This is a genomic window from Gemmatimonadaceae bacterium (genome assembly GCA_035606695.1).
GTDB lineage: Bacteria > Gemmatimonadota > Gemmatimonadetes > Gemmatimonadales > Gemmatimonadaceae > JAQBQB01.
In genome coordinates this window covers 1-23,438 of sequence record DATNEW010000038.1, presented here as the reverse complement: position 1 = coordinate 23,438, position 23,438 = coordinate 1, and the positions used below count along the sequence as shown (strand labels likewise).

Below are 23,438 nucleotides of genomic sequence, written 5' to 3'. Positions count from 1 at the left end.
CCCAGCGCCCACCGCCCACCGCCCACCGCAAAGCTATTCGTATCTCAGCGCGACGATCGGATCGAGTACCGCCGCGCGGCGCGCCGGCCACACGCCGAACGCCACACCGACGAACGCCGAGAACGCGAAGGCCATGACGATTGCCGTCGTCGAAATCTGCGTCGACCAGCCGGCGGTCCGGCTCATCACCGCGGCGCCGCCCGCGCCCAGGCCGATTCCCACCAGCCCGCCGAGCACGCAGAGCACCACGGCCTCGATGAGGAACTGCAGCAGGATGTTGAAGCGCGTCGCGCCAAGCGCTTTCCGAATGCCGATCTCGCGCGTGCGCTCGGTGACCGACACGAGCATGATGTTCATGATGCCGATGCCGCCGACGAGCAGCGACACCGCGGCGATGCCCGACAGCAGGTACGTCATCACTTCCGTCGTTTCCTGCGTCGTCGCGAGAATGTCGGACTGATTACGAATCTGGAAATCGTCCGGCGCGCCCTGGCGGATCTTGTGCTGGCGGCGGATCACGCGCTGGATGTCGGCCATCGCGTCGGGAATCGCGTCTTCCGACTCGGCGAGCGCGCTGATCGACTGCAACCGATCGGATCCGTTCACGCGGAAGCGCGCGGTCTGGATCGGCACCAGGATTTCATCGTCCGGATTCTGGAACGCGTTGGCCTGGCCCTTGGACTTCATCACGCCCACGACGGTGAACTGCGTGCCGCGAATGCGCACCGACTCTCCGACGAGCGCTTCGGGGTTCGTGACCCCAAGGTTGTCGACGACCGCCGAGCCCAGGACCGCGACGCGCTGGCGTCCTTCGTCGTCGGCTGCCGTGAACATGCGGCCGTAGGCCATCGCGTACTTGCGCACCTCGAGATAGTTGGGCGTGGTCCCGATGATCTGCGTGCTCGCGTTCTTGTTGCCCCACACGATCTGCTGCTGCGAGCGCATTTCGGGCTGCACGGCGATGACGTGCGTCGCGCGCTCGTCGATGGCCTTCGCGTCGTCGATGATCAGCTTCTGCTGCGCGCCGGCGATCGCGACGCCCTGGCCGCGCTGCTGGCCGGGGCTCACCGTCAACAGCGTGGTGCCGAGCGCCGCGATGCGATCCTTCACCGCCTGCTGCGCGCCCGTGCCGAGCGCCACGACCGCGATGACGGCGCCGACGCCGATCACGATGCCGAGCATCGTGAGCAGCGACCGAAGCTTGTTCGCCCGCAGCGCCCCGAGCGCGACGCTTATGATTTCTCCAATGAGCATTTAATTAACGCCCTCTGCCGCCGCCACCGCCGCCGCGCGGCGGACCGCCGCCGCCGGGGCCCGGCTGTCCACCAAGCGGGCTGGCGTTCTGCCGCAGGCGATCCTGCTGCTGCTGCCGCTGCGCCTGCAGCGCCAGCGCGCCTAGCATGACGACGCGTTCGCCGGGCTTGAGACCGCTCACCACTTCGGTGTAATCGAGATTGCCCTGACCCAGCTGTACGATGCGCGGATGGAATTGCGTCTTCGAGCTGTCGGTCACGAATACGAGGCCAGCGCGCGGACGCACCGGACGCGAGCCGAGCTCCGGCGACGGCGTCAACTGACCGCCGCGGTTTCCACCTTGGTTCGCGCCGCCCTGCGTGCCACCCTGCGCGCGTTGAGCGCCGCCCTGTGCGCGACGCGCGCAAGCGCCGGCCGTGCGCGCATCGAGATTGAGCTTCGTGTAGATGTCGCGCATCTGCTGACCGATGGCCTGCATCTCCGGACTGCCGCGACGGCCGCCATTCTGGCCACCGCCACCGTTGGCGCCGTTGTTGCCGCCATTATTACCACCGTCGCGACGACGCGTGCTGTCGCCACCAGCGCGGCGCGCCGCACCGCCGGTCGAATCGCGACCGCGGCGATTGAATCCGCCGCCGCCGTTCGCTCCGCCGCCGAATCCGGCGGGCATCAGCGCGCGCTGCTTCGCCCGCAGATCATCGAGCTGCTTCTTCTCGGCGGGATGCGCTTTGAGCGCGTCGTCGATCTTCTTGCAGTCAGCGTCCGACACCTGCATGCCGCCGCCGAAGCCGCCTTGACCGAAACCACCCTGGCCGCCCTGCGCGCCACCCTGCTGCGCGACGCCGGCGTCCATGAGCGAGACTTCGCCGCCGGCGGTGCCTCCAGTTGAGCCACCAGTTGGTCCACCGGTCGGTCCAGCTGCTGCGCCACCGCCGTTCGCACCGCCGTTACGACGGCCCTGACCACCCTGCCCGTTACGGCCGCCGAATCCGCCGCGCGCGCCGGGATTGTAGCCCTGCGCCTTGAGCTCGTTGTTGACCGTGTCCGCCGCAAGCCCGAGCATCGCGCCGGTCGTCACCGCTTCGCGCGGATTCTTGATCGCGTCGTTCGGAATCGCGAGCACGTTGTCGCGCTCATCGATCAACACCGCGACCGTGCCGTTCATGCCGGGACGAAGCAGGCCTTCCTGGTTCTGCAGATTCACGAGCACCGGGAACATCGTCACGTTCTGCTGAACGATGGCCTGCGGTTCGATCTTCTCGACGGAGCCGGTGAAGCGGCGATCCGGATAGGCATCGACCGTCACGTTGGCCGGCTGGCCCGGATGAATGTTGCCGATGTCGCTCTCGTTGAAGTACGCGCGAATGCGCACGATGCTCAGGTCGGCCATCTGCACGATCGTCGTGCCGCCGCTCACCGAGCCGGTGGCCGACGCGATCACGGTGCCGACCGCGACGTTCTTCGTGATGATGACGCCTTCGCCCGGCGCGCGCACGGTGGCTTCCTCGAGCGCCTGCTTGGCGATGTCGAGGTTGGCCTTGGCCGAGACGACGCCGGATTTCGCGTTCTCATAATTCACCGCGACCTGCTCGTATTCCTGCGGCGTGATCACGCGCGCCTTGAACATCTCTTCATTGCGCTTCTTGTCCTGCTCGGCGACGTCGAGCTTGGCCTGCGCGGCGACGAGCTGCGCCTGCGCCTGGTCGAAGCGGTTCTGGACGTCGCGCGTATCGATCTGGACGATGAGGTCGCCGGGGTTGACGTGCGTGCCGGTCTCGACGGGCATCTTGGTGATCATGCCGCCGGCCTTCGACTTCACGTCGGTGACGACGAGCGGCTCGATGACGCCGTTCGCCTGTGCATCGACGATGATGTCGCGGTAGGACACGACGGCGACCTGCACGGTGGGCGCCTGCTGCTTCTTGGCGCACGCGGTTGCCACGCCGGCCGCGGCGAGGAGCAACGCGGCTCCGAGATAACGTTTCACTGGGTGGGTCTCCTGGAAGCGGCCGGGTGTCAGGCCGCGGATGGTCGGACTTGCTGCTAATTCTACGCCTGAAGGGGGACAAGTGCTGGGTGATGCGGGCGTATGGGCGTATGGGCGTATGGACGTGTGGGCGAATGGGCGTAACGAACGAGGGGCGACGGGAATGTTCTCCGTCGCCCTTCGCCCTTCAGGACCACCGCCCAGCGCCCAACGCCCAGCGCACTATGGCAAATTCTGCCCGATCGCCTGCTCGAGCTGCGCCCGCGCGTTGCGGTAATTCAAGCGCGCCTGAATCAGCTGCTGCTGCGCCGTTGCCAGCGCCTGCTGCGAGGTCAGCACGTCGAGCAGCGTGCTTGCGCCGAGATTGTAGCGCTGCTGCACGACGCGAAGATCTTCCTGACTCGCCTGCACGTTGGTCTGATTCACGCGAATCGACTCTTCGGCGTTGCGGAGGGCGGCGAAGCCGGTGACGACGTTCTGCTGCGCGGCGAGACGCGCGTCGCGCGCCAGAGCCTGAGCGTTGTCGTACGAGATCTGGGCGGAAGCGATCGAGTTCTCGCGCTGATACCGGTTGAAGATCGGCAGCGAGGCCTGAATGCCGAGCGACTTGCTGTAGGGGAATACATTGTCGCCGCGAAGGCCCGGCACACCATAGAACGCGTTCGTTCCACTGCCACCGATGGAACCGCTCAGGCTGATCTGCGGAAAATACGCGGCCTTGGCCGAGCGCTCTGCTGCGTTCGCGGAATTGACCGCCGCGTCCGCGGCGCGAATCGTCGGGCCGTTCAGCGCCATCGCCATGATGGTCGCACTGTCGACCGGCGCCATCGAGTGGTCAGTGGTGTCAGCCGGATCCGCGGTGACGAAGTAGTTCGTGCCGACGAAGCGCGTGAGGTTGGCGCTCTGCGTTCGCAGATTGCTTTGCGCCTGGAGCAACGCCAGCTGCGCGTTGCCCACGGCGACGATGCCGCGAAGCGAATCGGACACCGTGGCGGCGCCGGCATTCACCTTGGCGATCGAGGTCTGGAGCTGGAGCTGCGCGGTCGCGAGCTGCGCTCGCGCCGCCGCTTCGCTCTCACGTGCGGCAAGCGCGGCGTTATACGCTTGCTTGACGTTGAACGAGATGTTGAACTCTGTGTTGATCTGGTTCGCCTGCTGCTGCGCGACGTTGGACTGCTGCGTGCGCACGTCGGCACGCGTACGGCCACCGTCGTACACCGTCATCGCCGACTGTAACGATGTCGTGTATGCCCACTTCGAGGCGATCGGGATCAGGTTGTTGCTCGGCCCGAGACGATCGCCCTGGTTGATACTCTGGTTCGTGCTCGCCGACAAACTGGGATACCACTCCGCCCGCGCCGAACGCACGCTGTTGTTCGCCAGCCGGACGGAGTTTGCCGCCGTGATGTTCGAAACGTTGTTCTCGGTCGCCAACCGCAGTGCATCCGCGAGCGAGATTGTATGGAACGTGGTATCGGTCATCTGCTGCGCGCCAAGCATCATCGGCGCCGCGAGCAGCGAAACAACAATCAGTTTCCTGCGCATGTTCTCTTGGGCTCCTTGGACTGCTCGGCATCGTGCCGAGCCTTGGTTTCCTTGCGACGTACATCCAGCTTCGCGCGTTGTTCCGCGGTGAAGACGGCATCACCCTGGCGATGGAACCGCGCCTTGATCGAATCGAGCGCCGGCTTCTGCGGCGCGAGCAACGTGCGAATGGCGCAGTCCTGCTGAAACGCCAGCGAGTCGAGCGTGTTGCGCTGCGTCTCGTTCAGACCCATCTCGTCGTAGAACTTGACGCGCGGTCCGAACTGCGAGGCAAACTTGTCGTGCGCGATGTACCGGTCGGCGGACATGCCGAGCGCGCCGCCGACGAGCACGGCGCCCAACAGGAACATCAGCGCTTGCTGTTTGGAGCGCTGCATGAGGCATCCTGGCTGGAACAGCCGAAGAGGTAACGAATACGTGCACTGCGGTCGTCGTCGAGCGACGGACGCACGGCGCTTGACACCGGTACGGCGGGGGACGACAACATGCTGTCGGCGGCGATCTCGTTTTCCACCTGATGCGCGCGGAACATCGCGATGCCGGCCGCGATCAGCAGCACGGCGGCGGCGGCGAGCGCCGGGCGCACCCAGCGATCGAGCTCCGTCCACCAGCCGATGTCGACGTCGGCGACGCGCGCCATGATGCGCGCTTCGAGCTCGTTCCAATACGCATCGCCCGACGGGGCGGCATACAGCGAGCGAAGCCCGCCGGTCACCTCGTCGTCATCGTAGTTGAAGAGTCGAATATCGCTCATGGGGTCCTCACAAATCGCTCCGAACGTCCTGCAACAGGCGCCTCAGCGCCGCTCTCGCATGATGGAGATCCGAGCGGGCCGTGCCCTCTGGAATCCCCAGCATGCCACCAATTTCTCCGTGAGTAAATCCTTCAACGTCGTGCAACACGATCACCGCGCGCTGGCGTTCGGACAACTTCGTGAGCGCCTGGTTCAAGCGCCGCCGAAGCTCGTCTGACTCGCCCGGATCCCGAAACGGCATGGGAACCGTATCCGGCAGCTCGTCCGCATCGCGAACCTTCCGCCGCCGCACCAGATCCAGCGACGCATTGGCCATGATGCGGTACAGCCACGCGCCGAACGGTTGATCGGGAAGGAACCGGTCCAGTGCCTTGAAGGCGTGAAGAAATCCTTCCTGCACCGCGTCCTCCGCGTCCTCGTGCGTGAGCACGATCGCGCGACACACGGCGTACGCTCGACGCTGATGCTGCCGCACGAGACTCGCGAAAGCTTCCGATTCTCCGCGCTGCGCAGCGACGACAAGCGCCCGTTCGTCCGCTCTGGCGTCGCCGGACGTACTAGGTGACGGCATACGGAACGGCAGTTCGAGTGTTGTCGCAGCAAAAACAGCCGTCATCGAGGCGTGGCCGGTGTCCACTCTCATTAACGGACGACCCGCCATGAGCGTTGATCGTCAACGGCCCGGCTCGCCCGCGGTCGCGGCAGGGTCACTTGCCGGCTGCACGCCAGCCAGCCCGATCGCGTCCGCGACGCCTTTCATGGCGTCGATGACGAACTGGATGTGTCGTTCCATGTCATCGGAGACACCCAATTCCTGCGCACCCACCATGACGTCATCGCGATTCACTCCCTTCGCGAACGCCTTGTCTTTCATCTTTTTCCGCACGGACTTCGCGTCAACGTCGAAGATGCTGCGGGTCGGTTTGACGAGCGCCGTCGCCGTGATGAGGCCCGACAGCTCGTCCACCGCGAACAACGCCTGCGCCATGCGCGTCGTGCGCGGCACGTTGGTGTATGCCGCGTGCCCGAGAATCGCCTGCAGGATGTCGTCGGGCCATCCACGCTCGCGCAGAATGCGCACGCCTTCCGAGGGATGCTCCTCCGTCGCCGAGTGCGCGTTGTTTGGAAAGCGTTCGTAGTCGAAGTCGTGGATCAGACCCGCCAGTCCCCAGCGCTCGGGATCTTCACCGAAGTGTGACGCATACGCGCGCATCGCGGCTTCCACCGTCAGCATGTGCTTTCTGAGCGACTCGCTGGCGGTGTACTCGTGCATCAAGGCAAGCGCGTCCGCCCGCGATGGCAGGGAGGAAGATGCGGTGTTGGACATGGTCCCCAATATACAGACAGCCAACGCTGCCGTTGAACGTCTGAACGTCGCGACTCGCCGATCAGGCGGCGGACTGGCCGTCCGCGATTGCATCTTCCGCAATCGCCTGATCCGCGATGGCGACAGCGCGCGCAGGAGCCGGCAGACGCACGGTGAACCGCGCGCCACTACCGCCGTCACTCACAGGACAGCGATTCTCGGCCACGATCGTTCCGCCGTGCTGTTGCACGATACCCATCGTCACCGAGAGGCCGAGTCCCGTCCCTTGTCCCGACGGCTTCGTCGTGAAGAACGGCTCGAAGATCCGCGGGAGCACATCCGGAGGGATGCCCGGGCCGTCGTCCTCGACTTCGATCAGGTGCATGGTTGCCTCGGATCGCACGCGAACGCATACGCTGCCGTTGCCGCCGGTCGCCTGCGCCGCGTTGACGACGAGATTCGTCAGCACCTGCTCCATCGCCGCCTGATCGACGTGCAACAACTCGCCGTTCGTCTCGAGACGGAGCTCCACGCCAAGCTCGCCGAGCTGCGGCAGCAATGCCCGACTCACGTGCTCGAGGAGTACGCGTGCGGCAACGGGTGCGCGCGTTACCTCGCCTCTGCGCACAAAGGTCAGCAGATCGCGCACGATGGCTCGCGACCGCTTCGCCTGCTGCGCGATGATCGTCAGCGCCTCGGACTCGTCGTCCGGCCGCTCCACGGACAGCAGATCCTCCGTGAAGAGAAGGATCGCCGAAAGCGGGTTGTTCAACTCGTGCGCGACCCCCGACACGAGCTGGCCGAGCGCCGCGAGCTTCTCGGCCTGACGCAGCGCTTGCTCGGTCGCGCGCTGCGGCGTGACGTCTTCGACGTAGCCGTCGAAGTAGACGATGCGCCCCTGCTCGTCCCGGTCGGCGTACACCCACACGCGCGTCATGATGATGTTGCCGTCCTTGCGGCGCCACGGCACATCCACGGGCGTGCCGTGCGGCCGAGCATCGAACGCGGACACCCACCGGTGCCGCTCGTGCGCGTTCACATACAGCGCGGCGATTCCCGCGGCAAAGAGCTCATCCGCGGTGTAGCCGACGATCTTACAGAGGGCCGGGTTCACGGTGATGAACTGGCCATCGTATGTGACGCGATAGATGCCGTACGGCGAATTGTCGACGACGGAGCGATAACGGTCTTCGCTCAAGCGGGGCGGCGGTGGGGGGGAGGGCGAAACATGAGTTCTTATGGACCCTGTTTGACGACTCGCCGGCGAAATAGGATACGGCAATGCCGCATTTGCGATCGATCGAGCCGCGAGGCGCCATTGCGGGCGACCGTTTCCCGTTCAACGTGCCCGTCATTCGCAATCTGCGCGCGTTGGAGGCGAGCGCGACGGTCACGTTTCTGGTGGGCGAAAACGGCTCCGGCAAGTCGACGCTGCTCGAGGGAATTGCCGCGGCCGCCGGGCTGCCGACGATCGGCAGCGAGAGCCTCGACAGCGATCCGACCCTCAACGCGCAACGCGAGCTCGGCAGCGCGATCAAGCTCGTGTGGAACCGCCGCGTTCGCCGTGGCTTCTTCCTGCGCGCCGAGGACTTTTTCGGATTCGCGAAGGCGCTGTCCAGGTTGCGGGCGGAAATGTTGGGACGGCTCGAAGAGATCGAGACCGAATTCGCGAATCGATCGGCGCATGCGAGGACTCTCGCGCGTTTGCCGGCGATGCGATCGCTGATGGAGATGGAGCAGCGGTACGGCGTCAATCTCGACGCGAACTCACACGGCCAGAGCTTTCTCAAGCTCTTTCGTTCGCGATTCGTGCCGGACGGTTTGTATCTGCTCGATGAACCCGAGGCGCCGCTGTCGCCGCAGAGTCAACTGGCGTTGATCTCGATGATCGGCGACATGATTCAGGACAACGCGCAGTTCATCATCGCGACGCATTCGCCCATTCTGCTCGGGTATCCCGGGGCCAGCATCTACTCGTTCGATGGAGGGTCTATCGCGCGGGTCGAGTATGAGGAGCTGGACCACGTGGTGGTGACGCGCGACTTCTTGAATGGGCGGGAGAGGTTTCTGCGGTATCTGTAGGAGGGTGATCGGGGCCTAACCGCAACACGACGACAAGATCAGACAACATATGACCGGATCTGTCCAGCCCGCGAGAATGCTTCACCGAAGACGGAACAACAGATTTTGTCCGATTTGGTCTGATCTTGTCGTTGTCATTTTTTTTGATGGCCACTACAACTTGACCAGCCCACCATACGTCTCTGGTCTACGATCCCGGTAGAACTGCCACACATTCCGCACTTCGCGGATCTTGTCGAGATCCAACTCGGCGGTGACGAGCTCCGTCCTGTCGCGCGACGCGCTCGCCACGAACTGGCCGCGCGGATCGCAGAAGTAGCTCTGCCCATAGAACTCGCCGATGTTCCACGGCGCCTCGTAGCCGACGCGATTGATGGCGCCCACGAAAAACGCGTTCGCGACCGCGTGCGCCGGCTGCTCGAGCTTCCATAAGTATTCTGATAAGCCCGCGACGGTCGCCGACGGATTGAACACGATCTCGGCGCCATTGAGGCCGAGCTCGCGCGCGCCCTCAGGGAAATGGCGGTCGTAGCAGATATACACGCCGACGTCCGCGTACTTCGTCTTGAATACCGGGTAGCCAAGGTTGCCGGGCTTGAAGTAGAACTTTTCCCAGAAGCCCGGCGCGGTATGCGGAATGTGGTTCTTGCGATACTTGCCGAGGTAGGTGCCGTCGGCGTCGATCACGGCGGCGGTGTTGTAGTAGACGCCGGTCGTTTCCTCTTCGTACAGCGGCACGACGATCACCATGCGGTGCTTCTTCGCGAGCTCCTGCATGAGCTTCGTCGTCGGCCCGTCGGGAATGCGCTCCGTCGATTCATACCAGCGCGTCGATTGCTCGGCGCAAAAGTATGGGCCGGTGAAGATCTCCTGCATGCACAGGATCTGCACGCCTTCGCGCGCGGCCTGTTCGATGAGCGCGACGTGCTTCTCGACGTTCGCGTCGCGAATGGTGTCGAGCTTCTCGGCGGTCGAGCAGGCGTGCGTGGCCTGAATGAGGCCGGCTTTGACGAGTCGGGGCATAAGTCTCCAGTAGTCATCCTCGCGAGCGTAGCGAGTCGAGGATCTGCTCTTGGGTCACACTATCCAGCGGCGATCACGAAAGCAGATCCTCGTCTCCCTCGCTCCGCTCGGTCGCGAGGATGACGATGTCGGCCGAGAAGAGAACACTTGTGGCGTAATACGCTCCTCCCGCCACGATGAACCCCACGAACCACGCATACGAATACAACGGCTTGAGCACGGGAATCACGAGCCCGCCCCACGCGAGCGCGCAGCCCAGAATCGTCGCGACGACGGCGTTCCAGTTCCACCCATTGTGGTAGCGGTACACGCCGTCGGGAAGATACAAATCCTCTAACTCGAGCCGAGTCTTCCGCACGAGCCAGTAGTCCGCGATCAGCACGCCGGCGATCGAGCCGAGACCGCCCGAGTAGCCGAGGAGCCAGTTGAAGATGTATCCCGAGGGATCGGCGAGGAGACGCCACGGCATCATCGCGATCCCGAGCACGCCGGTGAGCAATCCGCCGCGGCGAAAGTTGATCGCCTTCGGAAACACGTTCGCGAAATCGTTCGCGGGCGAGACGACGTTCGCGGCGATGTTCACGGCCAGCGTCGCGATCACGACGGTGAACATCGACAGTGCGACGACCAACGGCGCGTGGAACTTCGCGACGAGCTTCACCGGGTCCCAGATCGCTTCGCCGTAGATGATCACCGTGGCGCTCGTGATGAGCACGCCCATCGCCGCGAAGACCGTCATCGTCGTCGGCAGCGCGACGATCTGGCCGAGCGCCTGATCGCGTTGGCTGCGGCCGAATCGCGTGAAGTCCGGCATGTTGAGCGAGAGCGTCGCCCAGTAGCCGATCATCGCCGTGAGCGACGGAACGAACACCGGCAGGAATTCGCCGAAACTGTGAAACTTGCCGTGATCGCGCAGCAACGGACCGACACCGTGCGCTTCGCGAATCGCCCACACCAGGAGCACCGCGGCCATGACGAGTACGAACGGCGCCGCCCAATTTTCAACGCGGCGCAGGAGATCCATCCCGCGCACGATGACCCACACGTTCATGCCCCAGAAGAGCAGGAACGAGATCCACGCCGTTGTCGTGTGTCCGTCCACGCTGCCGGGAAGGAGATGCTCCCATCCGGGAACGACGACGCCGAAGAACGTGTTCAGCGCCTCGCCGCCGATCCACGCCTGAATGCCGAACCATCCGCACGCGACGAGCGCGCGCATCAACGCGGGGAGATTGGAGCCGATGGTGCCGTACGACGCGCGCGCGAAGACGGGGAACGGAATGCCGTACTTGGTGCCGGGATGCGAGTTGAGGAGAATTGGTATCAGAACGATACTATTCCCCAAGAGAATTGTAATGATCGCCTGCGACCAACTCATGCCCGCGGCGAGCAGCCCAGACGCGAGCATGTAGGTCGGAATGCAGTGCGCCATGCTGATCCACAGCGCCGCGTAGTTGTACGTGCTCCAGTCTCGGGCGCCGAGCGGCACGGGCGCGAGATCGTGATTCGACAGCGGGCTCGCGTCGACGCGCGCGGTGTCCACGAGTTCGACACGACCATCCGGCCGCTCGATCTGCCGGCTCATGACGCCTGCACCAACTGCTCGGCGTCAGCGGCGAAGCGCAGCGCCGCCGCCGATGCGGCGATCCGACTGCGCTCGGCCGGCGCCGCGAGACCCGCGCTCGTTCGCGGCAGCCAACGTCCTCGGCCCGCCTCACCGACGACCTTGTAGTCGTCGACGATGACGTCGCCGCGCGAAAGCGTGGTGCGGGAGAAGCCGGCGAGATTCCACCCTTCGTACGGCGACCAATCGGCATTCGTCTCCATCGACGACGGACGGACGGTCATCGTCTTCGTCGGATGAATGATCGCGAGATCCGCGTCGGCCCCAATCTGAATCGCGCCCTTTCTCGGATACAACCCCATGATGCGCGCCGGATTCGTGCTCAGCTTCATGCACATCTCCTCGAGCGAGAGACGTCCGCCGAGTACGCCGCGCGTGTAGGTGAGCGGCATGAGTGTTTCGAGGCCGGGCATGCCCATGGGAATCTTCGTCCAGTCGCCTTCCCACATCGCCTTCTGTTCGCGCGTGAACGTGCACGTGTCGGTGGAGATGACGGATACTTCGCCGTGCTTGAGGCCGGCCCACAGGCGCTCGACGTCCTTCGGCTTCTTGAGCTGCGGACAGCAGGCGAACAGGTGGCCGTCGTCGCGCGCGAATACCGAATCGTCGAGCACGAGATACTGCACGCACGTTTCCGCGATGACCGGCACGCCGCGCGTCTGCGCGGCGCGGATGATGTCGGCGCCTTCGCCCGTCGACATATGGACGATGTAGAGCTGTCCGCCGGTCGCCTCACTCCACTGCACGGCGCGCTGGATCGCCTCGGCCTCGACGAAGTTGGGGCGGGTGATGGCGTGCAGGCGTGCGCCGTATTCGCGCATGAGCTCGGGTGTGTGATGGCGCGCGATCAGCTCGTCGAGCACGCGCGCCGATTCGGCATGAACGAGCAGCATGGCGCCGTACTCGCGCATGCGCTCGAGCGTGCCGAAGAGCGCGCGGTCGTCGGACTGCCATCCCTCGGATTCATAGATCATGAATTCCTTGAAGGTCGGGAAGCCGCGCTCGACCATGCCGCGAATCTGGTCTTTCTGATCCTGATATTTAGTGATGCATATATGAAATGTATAATCGATCAGCGACTTGCCTTCCGCCTTCTTCATCCAGAGGTCGGCGGCGTCGTTGAGCGTGCCGCCGGCGGGCGGGATCGCGAAGTCGATGAGCGTCGTGACGCCGCCGCGTGCGCCGGCGCGGGTGCCGCTGCGGTAGTCATCCGCGGAGACGGTGCCGCAGAACGGCAGCTCGAGATGGACGTGGACGTCGAGCACGCCGGGGATCACATGGTGGCCGGAGGCGTCGATGACCTTGCCGGCGTCCGTGCCGAGGTCGGCGCCGAGCGCGGAGATCTTCTCGCCGGTGATGCCGACGTCGCCGGTGAAGGTGCCGGCGGGGGTGACGACGTTGCCGGATTTGATGATGGTGTCGAAGTGCATTCTTCCCTCCGAGTGTCATCCTCGCGAGCCCGACGGGCGAGTCGAGGATCTGCTTCTATGAACGTCCTTCGGGATCGGCCAATCAACGTGACTCGAGAGCAGATCCTCGTCTCTCCTTCGCTACGCTCAGGGTCGCGAGGATGACCGCCGCAACGCCTCATCCAACACATCAATCGCAAATTCCACGTCCGCCGCCGTGATGCACATCGGCGGCTTGATGCGCAGCACGTTTCCGTCCAGCCCGCCCTTTCCGAGCAGGAGCCCGAGCTCGCGCGACGCCTCGAGCACCTCGACCGCCTGTTTCTTCGCCGGCGTCTTCGCCGCCCGATCGCTCACCAGCTCGACGCCGAGCATCAAGCCCATGCCGCGAACGTCGCCGATCAGAGGATGCGCGCGTTGCAGCCGCTCGAGTCCCGCGCGCACCTCCGCGCCGCGCTCGCGCGCGTTGCGTTGAATCTCCTCACGCTCGATGACGTCGAGCACCGCGAGGCCGGCGGCCATCGAGACGGGATTACCGCCATACGTATTGAAGTGCAGCCGCTGCGCGAGCGTCCGCGCGATGTCCATGCGCGTCGTTACCGCGGCGAGTGGAGCGCCGTTGCCGATGCCCTTCGCCATCGTGACGAAATCCGGCACGACATCAAAGTTCTCGAAACCCCAGAAATGTTCGCCGGTGCGGCCGAAGCCCGTCTGCACTTCGTCGGCGATGCAGAGCCCACCGTGCTCGCGAACGACGGCGTATGCCTCGCGCAGATAGTTGCGCGCCCCGCGCGTCGCGCCACCGACGCCCTGAATTGGCTCGGCGATGAACGCCGCGACGTTGCCGGGCGTCGAGTAGCGGATGACGTCGCGAATGTCGGCAACGCTCTTCGTCGCGATCTCTTCAGGCGTCCCGGTGAAGGGGCTGCGGTACGGATCGGGATTGATGGCATGATGCACGTGTCCGTCACCGCCGACGGGAAACTTCCACGTGTTGTGTGACGTGAGGCCCATCGCGCTCGGACTGCCGCCGTGATAGCCGTTGCGCACCGCGATGACGTCGGTGTGGCCGGTGTGCAGACGGGCCATGGTCACCGCGAGATCGTTCGCCTCGCTGCCGCTGTTCGTGAAGTAGGTGACCTCGAGTCCGGAGCCCTTCGGCATCTTCGACGCGAGCCGCTTGGCGAACACCGCGAAGTTCGGGTGCAGATAGATGGTCGTCGTGTGCTGCAGCGTCGCCGACTGTTCCTGCACCGCGCGCACGACGTGCGGGTGGCAGTGGCCGACGGAGACGGTGACGATGCCGGCGAAGAAGTCGAGATAGCGCCGTCCGGTCTCGTCGAACAGGTACTGCATGAATCCCTCGACGATCAGCAGCGGCTCGGCGTAGAGCGTGAAGATGGTCGGGTTGGTGTAGTGCCGGCGCATCGCGATGATCTCGTCGCGCGAGGGACCGGTGTAGGGGCGGGGGGTGTGGGGGCAGGGAGGCATGACCATCGTCCTCCCGCGCAGCGGTGGAGAAGAGAGACCGTCATCCTCGCGACCCGACCCTTCGCGAAGCGACGGGGAGGGAAGTCGAGGATCTGCTTTGAGGTCACGCATTTTGCCCCGACTCGCAATGAAAAGGTTTCAGGCGCGCACGAGACGCGTCATAGCGTTCGGATCATGCGCCAATACTACGCTTACATTCTCGCCAGCAAATCACGAAACTTGTATAACGGCATTTCCAATGATCTGCTGCGGCGCATGTGGGAACATCGAAATGGTCTTTGCACGTTCACATCGCGTTACAAGATCAACCGACTGGTATACTACGAAGTTTTCGACGAAGCAATGTTCGCCATCATCCGCGAAAAACAGATCAAGCACATGTTGCGGGCGCAGAAGATCGCGTTGATCGAACGTACGAATCCGGCGTGGGACGATCTGGCGAACGAATGGTTTGAGTAACGGCGTGACCCAAGAGCAGATCCTCGACTCGCCCTCGCTGCGCGAGGACTCGCGAGGATGACGGCCGCACGCCGCATCCTGCGCCAGGACTCGCGAGGATGACGGCCGCACGCTGCATCCTGCGCCAGGACTCGCGAGGATGCCGGCCGCACGCCGCTTCGCGCCTCAGGATGACAAAGTTGCCGGCTGCTCGGTGAGCGGCGCCGCATAGCCCTCCACCACCTCGCCCCCCTGATACCCCTCCCCGTCCGGCCGCCGGATCTGTGACTGCAACACGACTCTGTCCCGGCGCGACCCGCGGAAATCCTCAATACACGAATACCCATGCCGCTCGAGGAACTGATCGAGTCCGGCGTTCAATCGCTTGATCACATTCGGACCGACCGCGGAATCGAGCATCGCGGCCGTGCAGACTTGCACGGTGCCGCACCCGAGCAGGAAGTACGACGCCGCTTGTGAGAAATCGCTCACGCCGCCGATCCCCGAGAACGCGTGGTCCGGGAATGCCTGGCACATGCGCGCCATGTTCGCCAGCGACATCGGGAGAATCGCCGGCCCACCCAGACCGCCACTCGACACGAGTCCGTCGACGTTGATCTCGAACTCGAGCGTCTCGGGGTCGATCAGGGGCAGCGACGGGAACGTATTCGACGAGACGATCGCATCCGCTCCGCCGCGGAAGCATGCGCCGGCTTCTTCGACGATGTCGTTCGTCGCCGGCGTCAGTTTCGTCCACACCGGAATCTTGGCGACTTCCTTCACCGCCTCCGTTACGACGGAGCAGAGCCCGGTGTTCTTGCCGATGTTCGAGCCCATGTCCTTGCGGTCCATGTGCGGACACGAGAAGTTGGTCTCGATGCCGTCGGCGCCGGCGTCCTGCACGGCTTCGGTGAGCGTCTGCCATGCGCGCAGCTCCTTGTCGCTGCCGGAGCCGGCCATGATCGACGCAATCACCACCTTGGTCGGATGCACTTCCTTGATCCGGCGAATGCGCGCCACCCACCAGTCGAGGCTCTTGTCGGAGATCAGCTCCCAATTCCACGAGCCGTGCAGCGCCGCACCGGAGCGCTTCTTCATCGACACCTGATTGTCGTCGGGCGTCGTGCGGAAGAATTTCGTCCGCGCGCCGACGACGTTCACGACGGGGTGCAGGCCGATCGTCTTCACGACCACGCCGCCCCAGCCCGCGTCGAAGGCGCGCAAGATGTTCGACTCGCTCTCCGTCGGTGGGGCGGAGGAGAGCAGGAACGGGTTTTCGAACTTGATGCCGGTGAACGTGACCGCACGTGTAGCCATGGTGCCTCCGGAGCTGTCATCCTTCGCTTCGCTCGGGATGACAGCAGGTTTACGACATCCAGTTCACTCCCGCCTCTTTGTTCCACTTCGTCGTCATCTTCTTCGCCTGCGTCCAGAACTCGATCGAGCCGCGGCCGGTAATATCCCCAACCCCGAACTTCGACTCGTTCCAACCGCCGAACGAAAACGGCTCGCGCGGCACCGGCACGCCGACGTTCACGCCGACCATGCCCGCGCTCGCGTGCTCCATCACGTACCGCGCGACACCGCCGCTCTCGGTGAACACCGACGCCGCGTTCCCGTACGGCGATGCGTTCTCGACGTGCAGCGCCTCGTCCACGTCACGCGCGCGCACGATCACCAACACCGGCCCGAAGACTTCTTCCTGCGCGATGCGCATGTCCGGCGTCACGTAGTCGATGATCGTCGGACCGAGATAGAAGCCGCTTTCGCGTCCCGGCACCACCGTCTTGCGTCCGTCGACGAGCACCTTCGCGCCCGCCGCTTCCGCTTCGTCGATGTAGCGCGAAATCCGCTCGCGCGCCGCCGCGGTGATCACCGGTCCGATGTCCTTGCCCGGCACCATCGCGCTCGCGACTTCAACCATGCGCTCAATGATGTGATCCACCTTCGACACGCCGACCATCACCGACGCCGCCATGCAGCGTTGGCCCGCGCAGCCCGACATCGACGCGACGATGTTCGTCGCCGCCATCTCGCGATCCGCATCGGGCATCACGATGAGATGATTCTTCGCGCCGCCAAGCGCGAGACAGCGCTTGAGGTTCGCGGTGGCGCGCTTGTAGACGATCTTTGCGACGCGCGTGGAGCCTACGAAGGACACCGCCGCGATGCCCGGATGATCGCAAATCGCTTCGACCGCGTCCTGGCCGCCATGCACCACCTGCAGCACGCCCGCGGGCAACCCCGCCTCCTTCAGCAACTCGGCGATCCGTCCCGCGCTGATCGGCACGAGCTCGGACGGCTTGAGAATCATGCAATTGCCCAAGGCGACCGCGTTCGGGATCGACCAGTTGGGGACCATATTCGGAAAGTTGAATGGCGTGATCGACGCGACGACACCGACGGGATATCGCTCGACGCGACACTCGACGCCGCGGCTCACCTCGAGCACCTCGCCGGTGATGATCTGCGGCAGCGAACACGCGAACTCCGTCAGCTCCGCCGACTTCAGTATCTCGGCGCGCGCTTCGCTTTCGATCTTGCCGTTCTCTTCGGTGACGAGCGCCGCGAGCTCGTCGATGTGCTGCTCGAGAAGCGTCTTGTATCGATAAAAAACCTGAACGCGTTCCTTGATCGGCGTCGCGGACCAGGCGGGCAATGCGGCCTGCGCGGCTTTCACCGCGGCATCGACGTCGGCCGCGGCGGACATCGGCACGCGCGAGATCACGGCGCCGCTGGCGGGATTGTAGACGTCGAGGAACGGGCGGTCGGCGGCGGGCGTCACGAAGTCGCCGCCGACGTAGTTACGGAGGGCCGAGTATTTCATGCGCTATCTTGCGCGCCGTACTCGCCCCCGGCAAGGGAGAAGGTGCTGGAACGGCCTACTTGGTGGCTTCGGCGGCCGGGCGCTCGTGCGAGTATCTGGCGTTCGTCAGGGCGATGATCGTGCGAACGATCGCGAAGAGGACGATGACGCCGATGATGAGACCGAGGAATGCCGCTTTCCGGTCGGAGCCGTGCGCGTGCACGTGAGTGTCGTGTTCGTGAGCCATTGTCAGGAAACGCGGACGGAGTTCATGACGTCATTCTTCGTGATCTGCTTCATGACGTCGAGGCCCTTCGTGATCTTGCCGAACACGGTGTGCACGCCGTTCAGATGGCGCGTGTTGGCCTCGCTCAACACCATGAAGAACTGGCTGCCGCCGGTATCCTTGCCGGCATGGGCCATCGAGAGAGAACCGACTTCGTGCTTGTGCGGATTGCCGGCGGTCTCGCACTTGATCTTCCAGCCGGGGCCGCCGGTACCGATGCGCGGATCGCCGGGAGGCAGGTCGCGCGACAGCGGGTCACCGCCCTGGACGACGAAGTCTGGAATCACGCGGTGGAACTTCACGCCGTCGTAGAAGCCCTCGTTGGCGAGCTTCTCGAAATTCTCGACCGTCTTTGGTGCTTCCTTGTCGTACAGGTCGGCGACGATCTGGCCCTTGTTCGTTTCGAAGGTGGCGGTCTTTGACATGCGCGAAAGCTATGCGGGCGTGGTGGCGCCCGCTACTTCTTCCGTGCCGGCGCCGACGCCATGAAATGGTACACGCGCGGGACCTTGCAGCCCGCGAGCTGGGCGGGCTCGAACTTCCATTTGCCGATCACGCCCTTGACGTTGTCGGCGAGCCATTTGCTCGAGGTCGTCACGACCTTGAACGTCGACATGTCGGCTTTGCCGAGCGTATCGATGAGGACGTCGACCTTCACGTCCGCGCTGCCGTCCTTACGCAGCGCCGTGCGCGGCGGACGCTGCAGCGCCGCCGGCTTCGCGAGAACCGGCGCCGGAATTCGATCGACGGCGAGATCCGGCTTCGCGACCGCGCGACGCACCGCCTCGACACAATCTCCAGGCGCGACCGGCTCGTCGCCCGGCGCAACCCGGACGTTCGTCGCGGGCTGCACGACGATGTCCGGCGCGGGCTCGGTCTCCGGAGCAGACTTGGCGCAGGCCGCGACGGTGATCGCGGTCACAAGCAGTGCGACGACTTTCAATTGCATGTATGAGCAATCCTTCGTTCGTTCGGAGGTGGGAAACGCTATACCCGGGAAGACGGGCAAAGGTCATTGAGGAAACAAATCTCGCACTTGGGACGGCGCGCTTCGCAGATTTGGCGCCCATGCTCGATGAGCAGGTGCGCGAGCATCGTCCAGCGGTCGCGCGGAAAGAGCTTCGCCAAATCCTGCTCGACCTTCACGGGATCCGTTTGCTTCGTGAGTCCGAGCCGCGCGCTCACGCGTCCAACGTGCGTATCGACGACGACGCCTTCGTTGATGTCGTAGGCGTTTCCCAGCACGACGTTCGCCGTCTTTCGTCCGACGCCCGGGAGCTTCACCAGCGCGTCCATCTCCCGCGGCACCGCGCCGCCGTGCCGCTCGGCCACCGCGTGCGACATGCCGAGCAGGCTCTTGGTCTTGTTGCGAAAGAAGCCCGTGGATTTGATGAGCGCCTCGAGCTCCTCGGGATTCGCCGCCGCGAGCGCCGCCGGCGTTTTATACTTCTTGAACAACGCGGGCGTGACCATGTTCACCCGCTTGTCGGTGCATTGGGCGCTCAGAATCGTCGCGACGAGCAGCTGAAACGGCGTCGAGTACTCGAGCGCGCATCGCGCGTCCGGATAGTGCAGCGCGAGCCGATCGTAGATCTCGCGCGCGTAGTCGGGCGTCGGCTTTCTGGCGCGCGGCCGCTTCGGGGTGGCCATTAGTATTTTTTATTTAGTGTTTCGGCGCGCACGCGCAAAGGCGACGATGGCGTTCGCGTCCCGGGTGTTCAACACGTCGCCCGGCTCGAGCCACCCTTTGCGCGCGATGCCGACGCCCAGGTGCATGTAGTCGAGCCCTTTCGTCGAATGGGCGTCCGGCCCGATTTCCACCGGCACGCCAAGCTCCTTCGCGCGGCGCAGATGCCGCCAGTCCAGGTCGAGCCGATGCGGATCGGCGTTGAGCTCGACCGCGATTCCCACCTCGCGCGCCTTCTCGAGCACCGCGTTGACGTCGAGGCCATACGGCTCGCGGTGCAGCAGCAGGCGTCCCGTCGGATGCGCCAGAATCGTCAATCGAGGATCGTCGAGGGCGCGCAATACGCGGTCGGTCATCGCACGCTGTTCCATCGAGAACCGCGAATGGATCGAGCCCACCACGAAATCAAACTCGTCGAGCAGCTCGTCGCCGTAGTCGAGCTGGCCGTCGGCGAGAATGTCGGCTTCGATCCCCTTGAGCACCCGGAACCCGTCGAGCGTCGCGTTCACCTCGTCGATCTCGCCGTGCTGCTGCCGAACCTTTTCGCGCGACAGACCGCCCGCGTAGAAGGCCGCTTGTGAGTGATCTGTAATGCCGAGGTAGCTCCATCCGCGATCCTTCGCCGCGCGCGCCATCTCCGCGATCGACGCCTTGCCGTCCGAGTAGTACGAGTGGCAGTGCAGCACACCGCGAATGTCGCCGTCGTCGAGCAGAGTCGGCAACGTACCGTTCTTCGCGGCGGCGACCTCGCCGGTTCCCTCGCGCAGCTCGGGCTCGATGTACCCCAGCCCGGCCGCGCGGTACACGGCGGTTTCGTCCGCGATCGTCATCTCGCGGCCGTGCGCGTCGACCAAACGCTCGCCGTCGATCGTGATGCCGCGCGCGTCGAGGGCCGACGTCACCTCGGCCACATGCTCGGCATTTCCCGTCGCGCGCCACAGTGCCACACCGAAATGCTCGGGCGTCACGCAATGCAATTCCAGCCGCGCTCCATCGACGAAATGCACCGACACGCGAGCCCCGTCGCCGTTCGACTCGCGCACGCCGGAGAGTCGTGCGAACGACTGCGCGACCGCGGCGGGATCGCGCGCGCATGCCGCGACGATGTCCGCGCTCGACGCCACCTCGACCTTGCGGCGAATCGCGCCCGCCAGCTCGGCGCGCGTCACGTCGGGGTGGCCGCGGACCGCGTCGAGAAGCTGGCGCGCCTCGACGACCGCGTGATGATACAGCCGCAGCGTCCCACGCTCGCGCGCGGTGGCGATGCCCTTGAGAATTTTCGCCGCCGTCTTGGGTCCAAACTTGGTGAGCTTCGCCAGGCGACCGTCGGTTGCCGCGGCCTCGAGCTCTTCGACCGTCTGAATCTGCAGCTCCTCGTACACACGGTGAATCTTCGCCGGCGTCATGCCCGGGACGTCGAGCATCTCGAGCAATCCCTCGGGCATGGACTCGCGCAATTGCTCGAGGTAGCGCGACTCGCCCGTCTCGACTAAATCGCGCACGACGGCAAGCGTCGCCGGCCCGAGACCGCGCACGCCGGCAAGCTCGCCGCTTTCATACAGCGGCGCGAGATCATCGGCGCCGAGCGTGAGGAGTCCCTTCGCGGCGCCGACGTAGGCGCGGCACTTGAAGGTGTTCTCGCCCTTCAACTCGAGATACGCGGCGATTTGCGAGAGGACGTGCGCGGCGGTACGAGAATCCATGTTCGAAGAGACTGGCGAGAGTCGCGCGAGAACAGTTCGCGCTACTCCTCGACGCCAGCGCTGTGCCGCAAGCGCGAAATACAGTCGTGCAGCTGCTTCTCCGTCAGATCCAGCTCCTGGCGCGCGCCGTCGGCGTCGAGCAAGCCGTCGCGCATGGAGATCGCGATCTGATTCATGTAGCGAATCTTCGCGAGCACGTCGTCGGTCACTCGACGCAGCTGGATGAACCGACGCTTCTCGGCCAGTGCGCGACGGTGGCGCTGTCCCAGCTCCTGCGGCGTGAAGCGCCGCGCGCGCTCCAGAACTTCCTCGCGCGAGCGGCCGGCGATGGCGGCGCGATCGGGCAAGCCGGCGTCATCCCATTCTTCTTCAGCGAACCAGAGACGTCCGACGAACTCGATTCCGTCGAACGCGATGCGCACCGAGACGGCGTATTTGTGCCCCTGGTGCTCGATCGTGGCGATGTACGGTTGTGCGCGGTCGGGTGACGCCATAGACAATCGCTAGCGGACGATGGGCGAGGCTGGCAAGCGCAGCCTCATCCAGCAACCGGTGAAATTCGCGTGGAATCGAGGAAATGACGGATCGGCGGAAAAAGCGCGTCCGGCCGCTCGACGTAAGGAACGTGGCCCGCTCCGTCGATCCGCACCAGTTCCGCCGCCTTCATCGTGCGTGCCGCGGCCTCGGACGATTCCACGGGAATGGGGTCCTGCCGCCCATGCAGAATCAACGTCGGCACCGTCACCGAATCCAGCTGCCCCGGCGCGAGCAGATCGAAGTCGCCGAGGCTGTCCCAGACGGATTGCTGCACGCGGCCGGTCACGCGAAAGGGCGTGAGGCCGTGCGCGGCCGAGGGGTCGGCGAAGTAGCCGGCCACGCTGAGCTCGAAGGCGCGTTGACGGTAGGCGTCGGGATCGCGTTCGCGCAGGCCGGATGCCGCCAGCTCCGCGCGCAGCCGCGCGACATCGGCGTCGGTGTTGCGTCGCGAGAATTCTCGCTCGAACGTGTCGCGAAGCACGCGATTCACCGGCGCCGGATCGATCAGCACGAGGCGCGTGGGGCGATGCGTCGTACGTCCCGCCGCGGCTTCGATGGCGTAGAGCATCGCGAGCAATCCGCCCCATGAGTATCCGATGATGTCGAGCGGCTCGAGCGCGAGCTCCTCGACGACGCGGTCGAGATCAGCGACGTGCGTGCGCCAGGTGATCGGCGCGCGATCGTCCGTCTTCGACTTGCCGCCGCCGCGCTGATCGTAGAAAACGAGCTCGCGCGTATCGGCGAGCTGAAGCAGTTGCGGCAGCAGATAGTCGTGGTGGGCGCCGGGGCCACCATGGAGAACGAGGACGCGCGCGGAGTTGGCCGGACCGTAGATGGCATAGTACAGAGGGACGTCGGTCGTTGACGTGAAGCCGGAGTCGCGTGGAGCAGGGATCATGAGACTGAAACCTATTACCACGGACGAACGTCGGACGGCCCCGGATCGGCAGAGAGACGGCGTTGCAGGGACACCAGTCATCCCGAGCGTGAGCGAGGGATCTTGCGTCCGCCGCGGAGGGCCGGTCACTCTGCAGAGGCGGAAGATTCCTCGCCGCGCTCGGAATGACACCGCGGAACTTCAAACGCCGTCTCCGTGCCTGTCCGCCGTTGTCCGACGTTCGTCCGTGGTAAAAAGAACGGGGGCGCCGAAGCGCCCCCGTCCGTAGTTCGAGTTCTCTAAACCCGCTTACTTACAAGCCGGCTCGCCTTCCGCGGCGGTCGGAACCGTCGGGTTCGACGTGTTGATGCCGATACCGCACGTCGTGCCGGCCAACTGCGTGTGCGACGTCGTGGCCGACCAGTACCCAGCGCCCGTCGTGATCGTCGGCGAGTTCACGCCGGTCGAGCTCTGGTACTAGAGCGCGCTGATCGTCGCCGTGTACTTCGACGAATCCGAGAAGAACGCCTCTTCGGCCGTCACGAGGTTACGCAGATCCGACTTCATGGCGGTGATGTACGCCTTCGACTTCGTGTTCGCGAACTTCGGGATCGCGATCGCGGCCAGAA

Annotated in this window: 23 protein-coding genes; 2 read left to right on the top strand and 21 right to left on the bottom strand. The window is 64.8% G+C overall.

Features of this window, described 5'->3' with window-relative positions; all coding sequences use genetic code 11:
• Positions 1 to 33: 33 nt before the first annotated feature.
• From VN706_20640 to VN706_20605, 8 genes are all read right to left on the bottom strand, one after another.
• Positions 34 to 1,254, bottom strand: coding sequence for an ABC transporter permease (locus tag VN706_20640; protein HXT18051.1), 1,221 nt, complete (start codon positions 1,252 to 1,254; stop codon positions 34 to 36).
• Between the two features lie 4 nt (positions 1,255 to 1,258).
• The gene (locus tag VN706_20635) at positions 1,259 to 3,241 is read right to left on the bottom strand and encodes an efflux RND transporter periplasmic adaptor subunit (GenBank protein ID HXT18050.1); all 1,983 of its coding nucleotides are present in this window, start codon (positions 3,239 to 3,241) and stop codon (positions 1,259 to 1,261) included.
• A gap of 222 nt (positions 3,242 to 3,463) precedes the next feature.
• Positions 3,464 to 4,786 (bottom strand): TolC family protein, encoded by a 1,323-nt coding sequence (locus VN706_20630; protein ID HXT18049.1) that lies wholly within the window; start codon positions 4,784 to 4,786, stop codon positions 3,464 to 3,466.
• Positions 4,771 to 5,163, bottom strand: coding sequence for a hypothetical protein (locus VN706_20625; protein ID HXT18048.1), 393 nt, complete (start codon positions 5,161 to 5,163; stop codon positions 4,771 to 4,773). The genes VN706_20630 and VN706_20625 overlap by 16 nt, the downstream gene beginning before the upstream one ends.
• A complete protein-coding gene (locus VN706_20620) occupies positions 5,136 to 5,540 on the bottom strand; it encodes a hypothetical protein (protein HXT18047.1) in 405 nt (134 codons plus the stop codon). Before VN706_20620 ends, VN706_20625 begins: the two co-directional genes overlap by 28 nt.
• 7 nt (positions 5,541 to 5,547) lie before the next feature.
• Positions 5,548 to 6,111, bottom strand: a complete 564-nt coding sequence (locus VN706_20615) for a sigma-70 family RNA polymerase sigma factor (GenBank protein ID HXT18046.1) — start codon at positions 6,109 to 6,111, stop codon at positions 5,548 to 5,550.
• 102 nt (positions 6,112 to 6,213) lie between these two features.
• A complete protein-coding gene (locus tag VN706_20610) occupies positions 6,214 to 6,867 on the bottom strand; it encodes an HD domain-containing protein (GenBank protein ID HXT18045.1) in 654 nt (217 codons plus the stop codon).
• A 61-nt stretch (positions 6,868 to 6,928) separates the two neighbouring features.
• A complete protein-coding gene (locus VN706_20605; GenBank protein HXT18044.1) occupies positions 6,929 to 8,044 on the bottom strand; it encodes an ATP-binding protein in 1,116 nt (371 codons plus the stop codon).
• A gap of 83 nt (positions 8,045 to 8,127) precedes the next feature.
• Between VN706_20605 and VN706_20600 the strand changes: the two genes are divergently transcribed.
• Positions 8,128 to 8,928 (top strand): AAA family ATPase, encoded by an 801-nt coding sequence (locus VN706_20600; protein HXT18043.1) that lies wholly within the window; start codon positions 8,128 to 8,130, stop codon positions 8,926 to 8,928.
• A gap of 153 nt (positions 8,929 to 9,081) precedes the next feature.
• Here the strand turns inward: VN706_20600 and VN706_20595 are convergent, their stop codons facing one another.
• The 4 genes from VN706_20595 to VN706_20580 form a co-directional block, all read right to left on the bottom strand.
• On the bottom strand, positions 9,082 to 9,951 hold the full coding sequence (locus VN706_20595) for a nitrilase-related carbon-nitrogen hydrolase (GenBank protein ID HXT18042.1): 870 nt from the start codon (positions 9,949 to 9,951) through the stop codon (positions 9,082 to 9,084).
• Between the two features lie 73 nt (positions 9,952 to 10,024).
• A complete protein-coding gene (locus VN706_20590; protein HXT18041.1) occupies positions 10,025 to 11,536 on the bottom strand; it encodes an NCS1 family nucleobase:cation symporter-1 in 1,512 nt (503 codons plus the stop codon).
• On the bottom strand, positions 11,533 to 13,005 hold the full coding sequence (gene hydA, locus VN706_20585; GenBank protein HXT18040.1) for a dihydropyrimidinase: 1,473 nt from the start codon (positions 13,003 to 13,005) through the stop codon (positions 11,533 to 11,535). Before hydA ends, VN706_20590 begins: the two co-directional genes overlap by 4 nt.
• Before the next feature lie 126 nt (positions 13,006 to 13,131).
• The gene (locus VN706_20580; GenBank protein ID HXT18039.1) at positions 13,132 to 14,475 is read right to left on the bottom strand and encodes an aspartate aminotransferase family protein; all 1,344 of its coding nucleotides are present in this window, start codon (positions 14,473 to 14,475) and stop codon (positions 13,132 to 13,134) included.
• Positions 14,476 to 14,649: 174 nt separating this feature from the next.
• On the opposite strand from VN706_20580, the gene VN706_20575 reads away from it, so the two are divergent.
• The gene (locus tag VN706_20575; GenBank protein ID HXT18038.1) at positions 14,650 to 14,934 is read left to right on the top strand and encodes a GIY-YIG nuclease family protein; all 285 of its coding nucleotides are present in this window, start codon (positions 14,650 to 14,652) and stop codon (positions 14,932 to 14,934) included.
• Positions 14,935 to 15,099: 165 nt separating this feature from the next.
• On the opposite strand, the gene VN706_20570 is transcribed toward VN706_20575, so the two are convergent.
• The 9 genes from VN706_20570 to VN706_20530 are packed head-to-tail and all read right to left on the bottom strand — an operon-like array spanning position 15,100 to position 22,830.
• Positions 15,100 to 16,230 carry a hypothetical protein gene (locus tag VN706_20570; GenBank protein HXT18037.1) on the bottom strand — a complete coding sequence of 377 codons (1,131 nt, stop codon included), beginning with the start codon at positions 16,228 to 16,230 and terminating at the stop codon, positions 15,100 to 15,102.
• 49 nt (positions 16,231 to 16,279) lie between these two features.
• Positions 16,280 to 17,740, bottom strand: coding sequence for a CoA-acylating methylmalonate-semialdehyde dehydrogenase (locus VN706_20565; protein ID HXT18036.1), 1,461 nt, complete (start codon positions 17,738 to 17,740; stop codon positions 16,280 to 16,282).
• Positions 17,741 to 17,795: 55 nt separating this feature from the next.
• Positions 17,796 to 17,966: a hypothetical protein gene (locus VN706_20560; GenBank protein ID HXT18035.1), complete on the bottom strand. Its 171-nt coding sequence runs from the start codon at positions 17,964 to 17,966 to the stop codon at positions 17,796 to 17,798.
• 2 nt (positions 17,967 to 17,968) lie between these two features.
• Positions 17,969 to 18,430 (bottom strand): peptidylprolyl isomerase, encoded by a 462-nt coding sequence (locus VN706_20555; protein HXT18034.1) that lies wholly within the window; start codon positions 18,428 to 18,430, stop codon positions 17,969 to 17,971.
• A gap of 32 nt (positions 18,431 to 18,462) precedes the next feature.
• On the bottom strand, positions 18,463 to 18,954 hold the full coding sequence (locus tag VN706_20550) for a hypothetical protein (GenBank protein ID HXT18033.1): 492 nt from the start codon (positions 18,952 to 18,954) through the stop codon (positions 18,463 to 18,465).
• Positions 18,955 to 18,992: 38 nt separating this feature from the next.
• Entirely contained in the window at positions 18,993 to 19,655 is a 663-nt protein-coding gene (nth, locus tag VN706_20545; GenBank protein HXT18032.1) for an endonuclease III, read from the bottom strand.
• A gap of 9 nt (positions 19,656 to 19,664) precedes the next feature.
• The gene (gene polX, locus VN706_20540) at positions 19,665 to 21,395 is read right to left on the bottom strand and encodes a DNA polymerase/3'-5' exonuclease PolX (GenBank protein ID HXT18031.1); all 1,731 of its coding nucleotides are present in this window, start codon (positions 21,393 to 21,395) and stop codon (positions 19,665 to 19,667) included.
• 41 nt (positions 21,396 to 21,436) lie between these two features.
• Positions 21,437 to 21,889 (bottom strand): hypothetical protein, encoded by a 453-nt coding sequence (locus VN706_20535; protein ID HXT18030.1) that lies wholly within the window; start codon positions 21,887 to 21,889, stop codon positions 21,437 to 21,439.
• Positions 21,890 to 21,933: 44 nt separating this feature from the next.
• A complete protein-coding gene (locus VN706_20530; GenBank protein ID HXT18029.1) occupies positions 21,934 to 22,830 on the bottom strand; it encodes an alpha/beta fold hydrolase in 897 nt (298 codons plus the stop codon).
• Positions 22,831 to 23,438 lie beyond the last annotated feature (608 nt).

What these genes read in the sequence shown, in the direction of transcription:
- VN706_20550 (HXT18033.1), bottom strand. Translation starts at nt 18,954, where the DNA reads ATGCAATTGAAAGTCGTCGCACTGCTTGTGACCGCGATCACCGTCGCG.
- nth (HXT18032.1), bottom strand. Translation starts at nt 19,655, where the DNA reads ATGGCCACCCCGAAGCGGCCGCGCGCCAGAAAGCCGACGCCCGACTAC.
- VN706_20640 (HXT18051.1), bottom strand. Translation starts at nt 1,254, where the DNA reads ATGCTCATTGGAGAAATCATAAGCGTCGCGCTCGGGGCGCTGCGGGCG.
- VN706_20565 (HXT18036.1), bottom strand. Translation starts at nt 17,740, where the DNA reads ATGAAATACTCGGCCCTCCGTAACTACGTCGGCGGCGACTTCGTGACG.
- VN706_20620 (HXT18047.1), bottom strand. Translation starts at nt 5,540, where the DNA reads ATGAGCGATATTCGACTCTTCAACTACGATGACGACGAGGTGACCGGC.
- VN706_20530 (HXT18029.1), bottom strand. Translation starts at nt 22,830, where the DNA reads ATGATCCCTGCTCCACGCGACTCCGGCTTCACGTCAACGACCGACGTC.
- VN706_20560 (HXT18035.1), bottom strand. Translation starts at nt 17,966, where the DNA reads ATGGCTCACGAACACGACACTCACGTGCACGCGCACGGCTCCGACCGG.
- VN706_20625 (HXT18048.1), bottom strand. Translation starts at nt 5,163, where the DNA reads ATGCAGCGCTCCAAACAGCAAGCGCTGATGTTCCTGTTGGGCGCCGTG.
- VN706_20570 (HXT18037.1), bottom strand. Translation starts at nt 16,230, where the DNA reads ATGGCTACACGTGCGGTCACGTTCACCGGCATCAAGTTCGAAAACCCG.
- VN706_20630 (HXT18049.1), bottom strand. Translation starts at nt 4,786, where the DNA reads ATGCGCAGGAAACTGATTGTTGTTTCGCTGCTCGCGGCGCCGATGATG.
- VN706_20600 (HXT18043.1), top strand. Translation starts at nt 8,128, where the DNA reads ATGCCGCATTTGCGATCGATCGAGCCGCGAGGCGCCATTGCGGGCGAC.
- VN706_20590 (HXT18041.1), bottom strand. Translation starts at nt 11,536, where the DNA reads ATGAGCCGGCAGATCGAGCGGCCGGATGGTCGTGTCGAACTCGTGGAC.
- VN706_20615 (HXT18046.1), bottom strand. Translation starts at nt 6,111, where the DNA reads ATGCCGTCACCTAGTACGTCCGGCGACGCCAGAGCGGACGAACGGGCG.
- VN706_20575 (HXT18038.1), top strand. Translation starts at nt 14,650, where the DNA reads ATGCGCCAATACTACGCTTACATTCTCGCCAGCAAATCACGAAACTTG.
- VN706_20535 (HXT18030.1), bottom strand. Translation starts at nt 21,889, where the DNA reads ATGGCGTCACCCGACCGCGCACAACCGTACATCGCCACGATCGAGCAC.
- VN706_20610 (HXT18045.1), bottom strand. Translation starts at nt 6,867, where the DNA reads ATGTCCAACACCGCATCTTCCTCCCTGCCATCGCGGGCGGACGCGCTT.
- VN706_20595 (HXT18042.1), bottom strand. Translation starts at nt 9,951, where the DNA reads ATGCCCCGACTCGTCAAAGCCGGCCTCATTCAGGCCACGCACGCCTGC.
- VN706_20555 (HXT18034.1), bottom strand. Translation starts at nt 18,430, where the DNA reads ATGTCAAAGACCGCCACCTTCGAAACGAACAAGGGCCAGATCGTCGCC.
- polX (HXT18031.1), bottom strand. Translation starts at nt 21,395, where the DNA reads ATGGATTCTCGTACCGCCGCGCACGTCCTCTCGCAAATCGCCGCGTAT.
- hydA (HXT18040.1), bottom strand. Translation starts at nt 13,005, where the DNA reads ATGCACTTCGACACCATCATCAAATCCGGCAACGTCGTCACCCCCGCC.
- VN706_20580 (HXT18039.1), bottom strand. Translation starts at nt 14,475, where the DNA reads ATGCCTCCCTGCCCCCACACCCCCCGCCCCTACACCGGTCCCTCGCGC.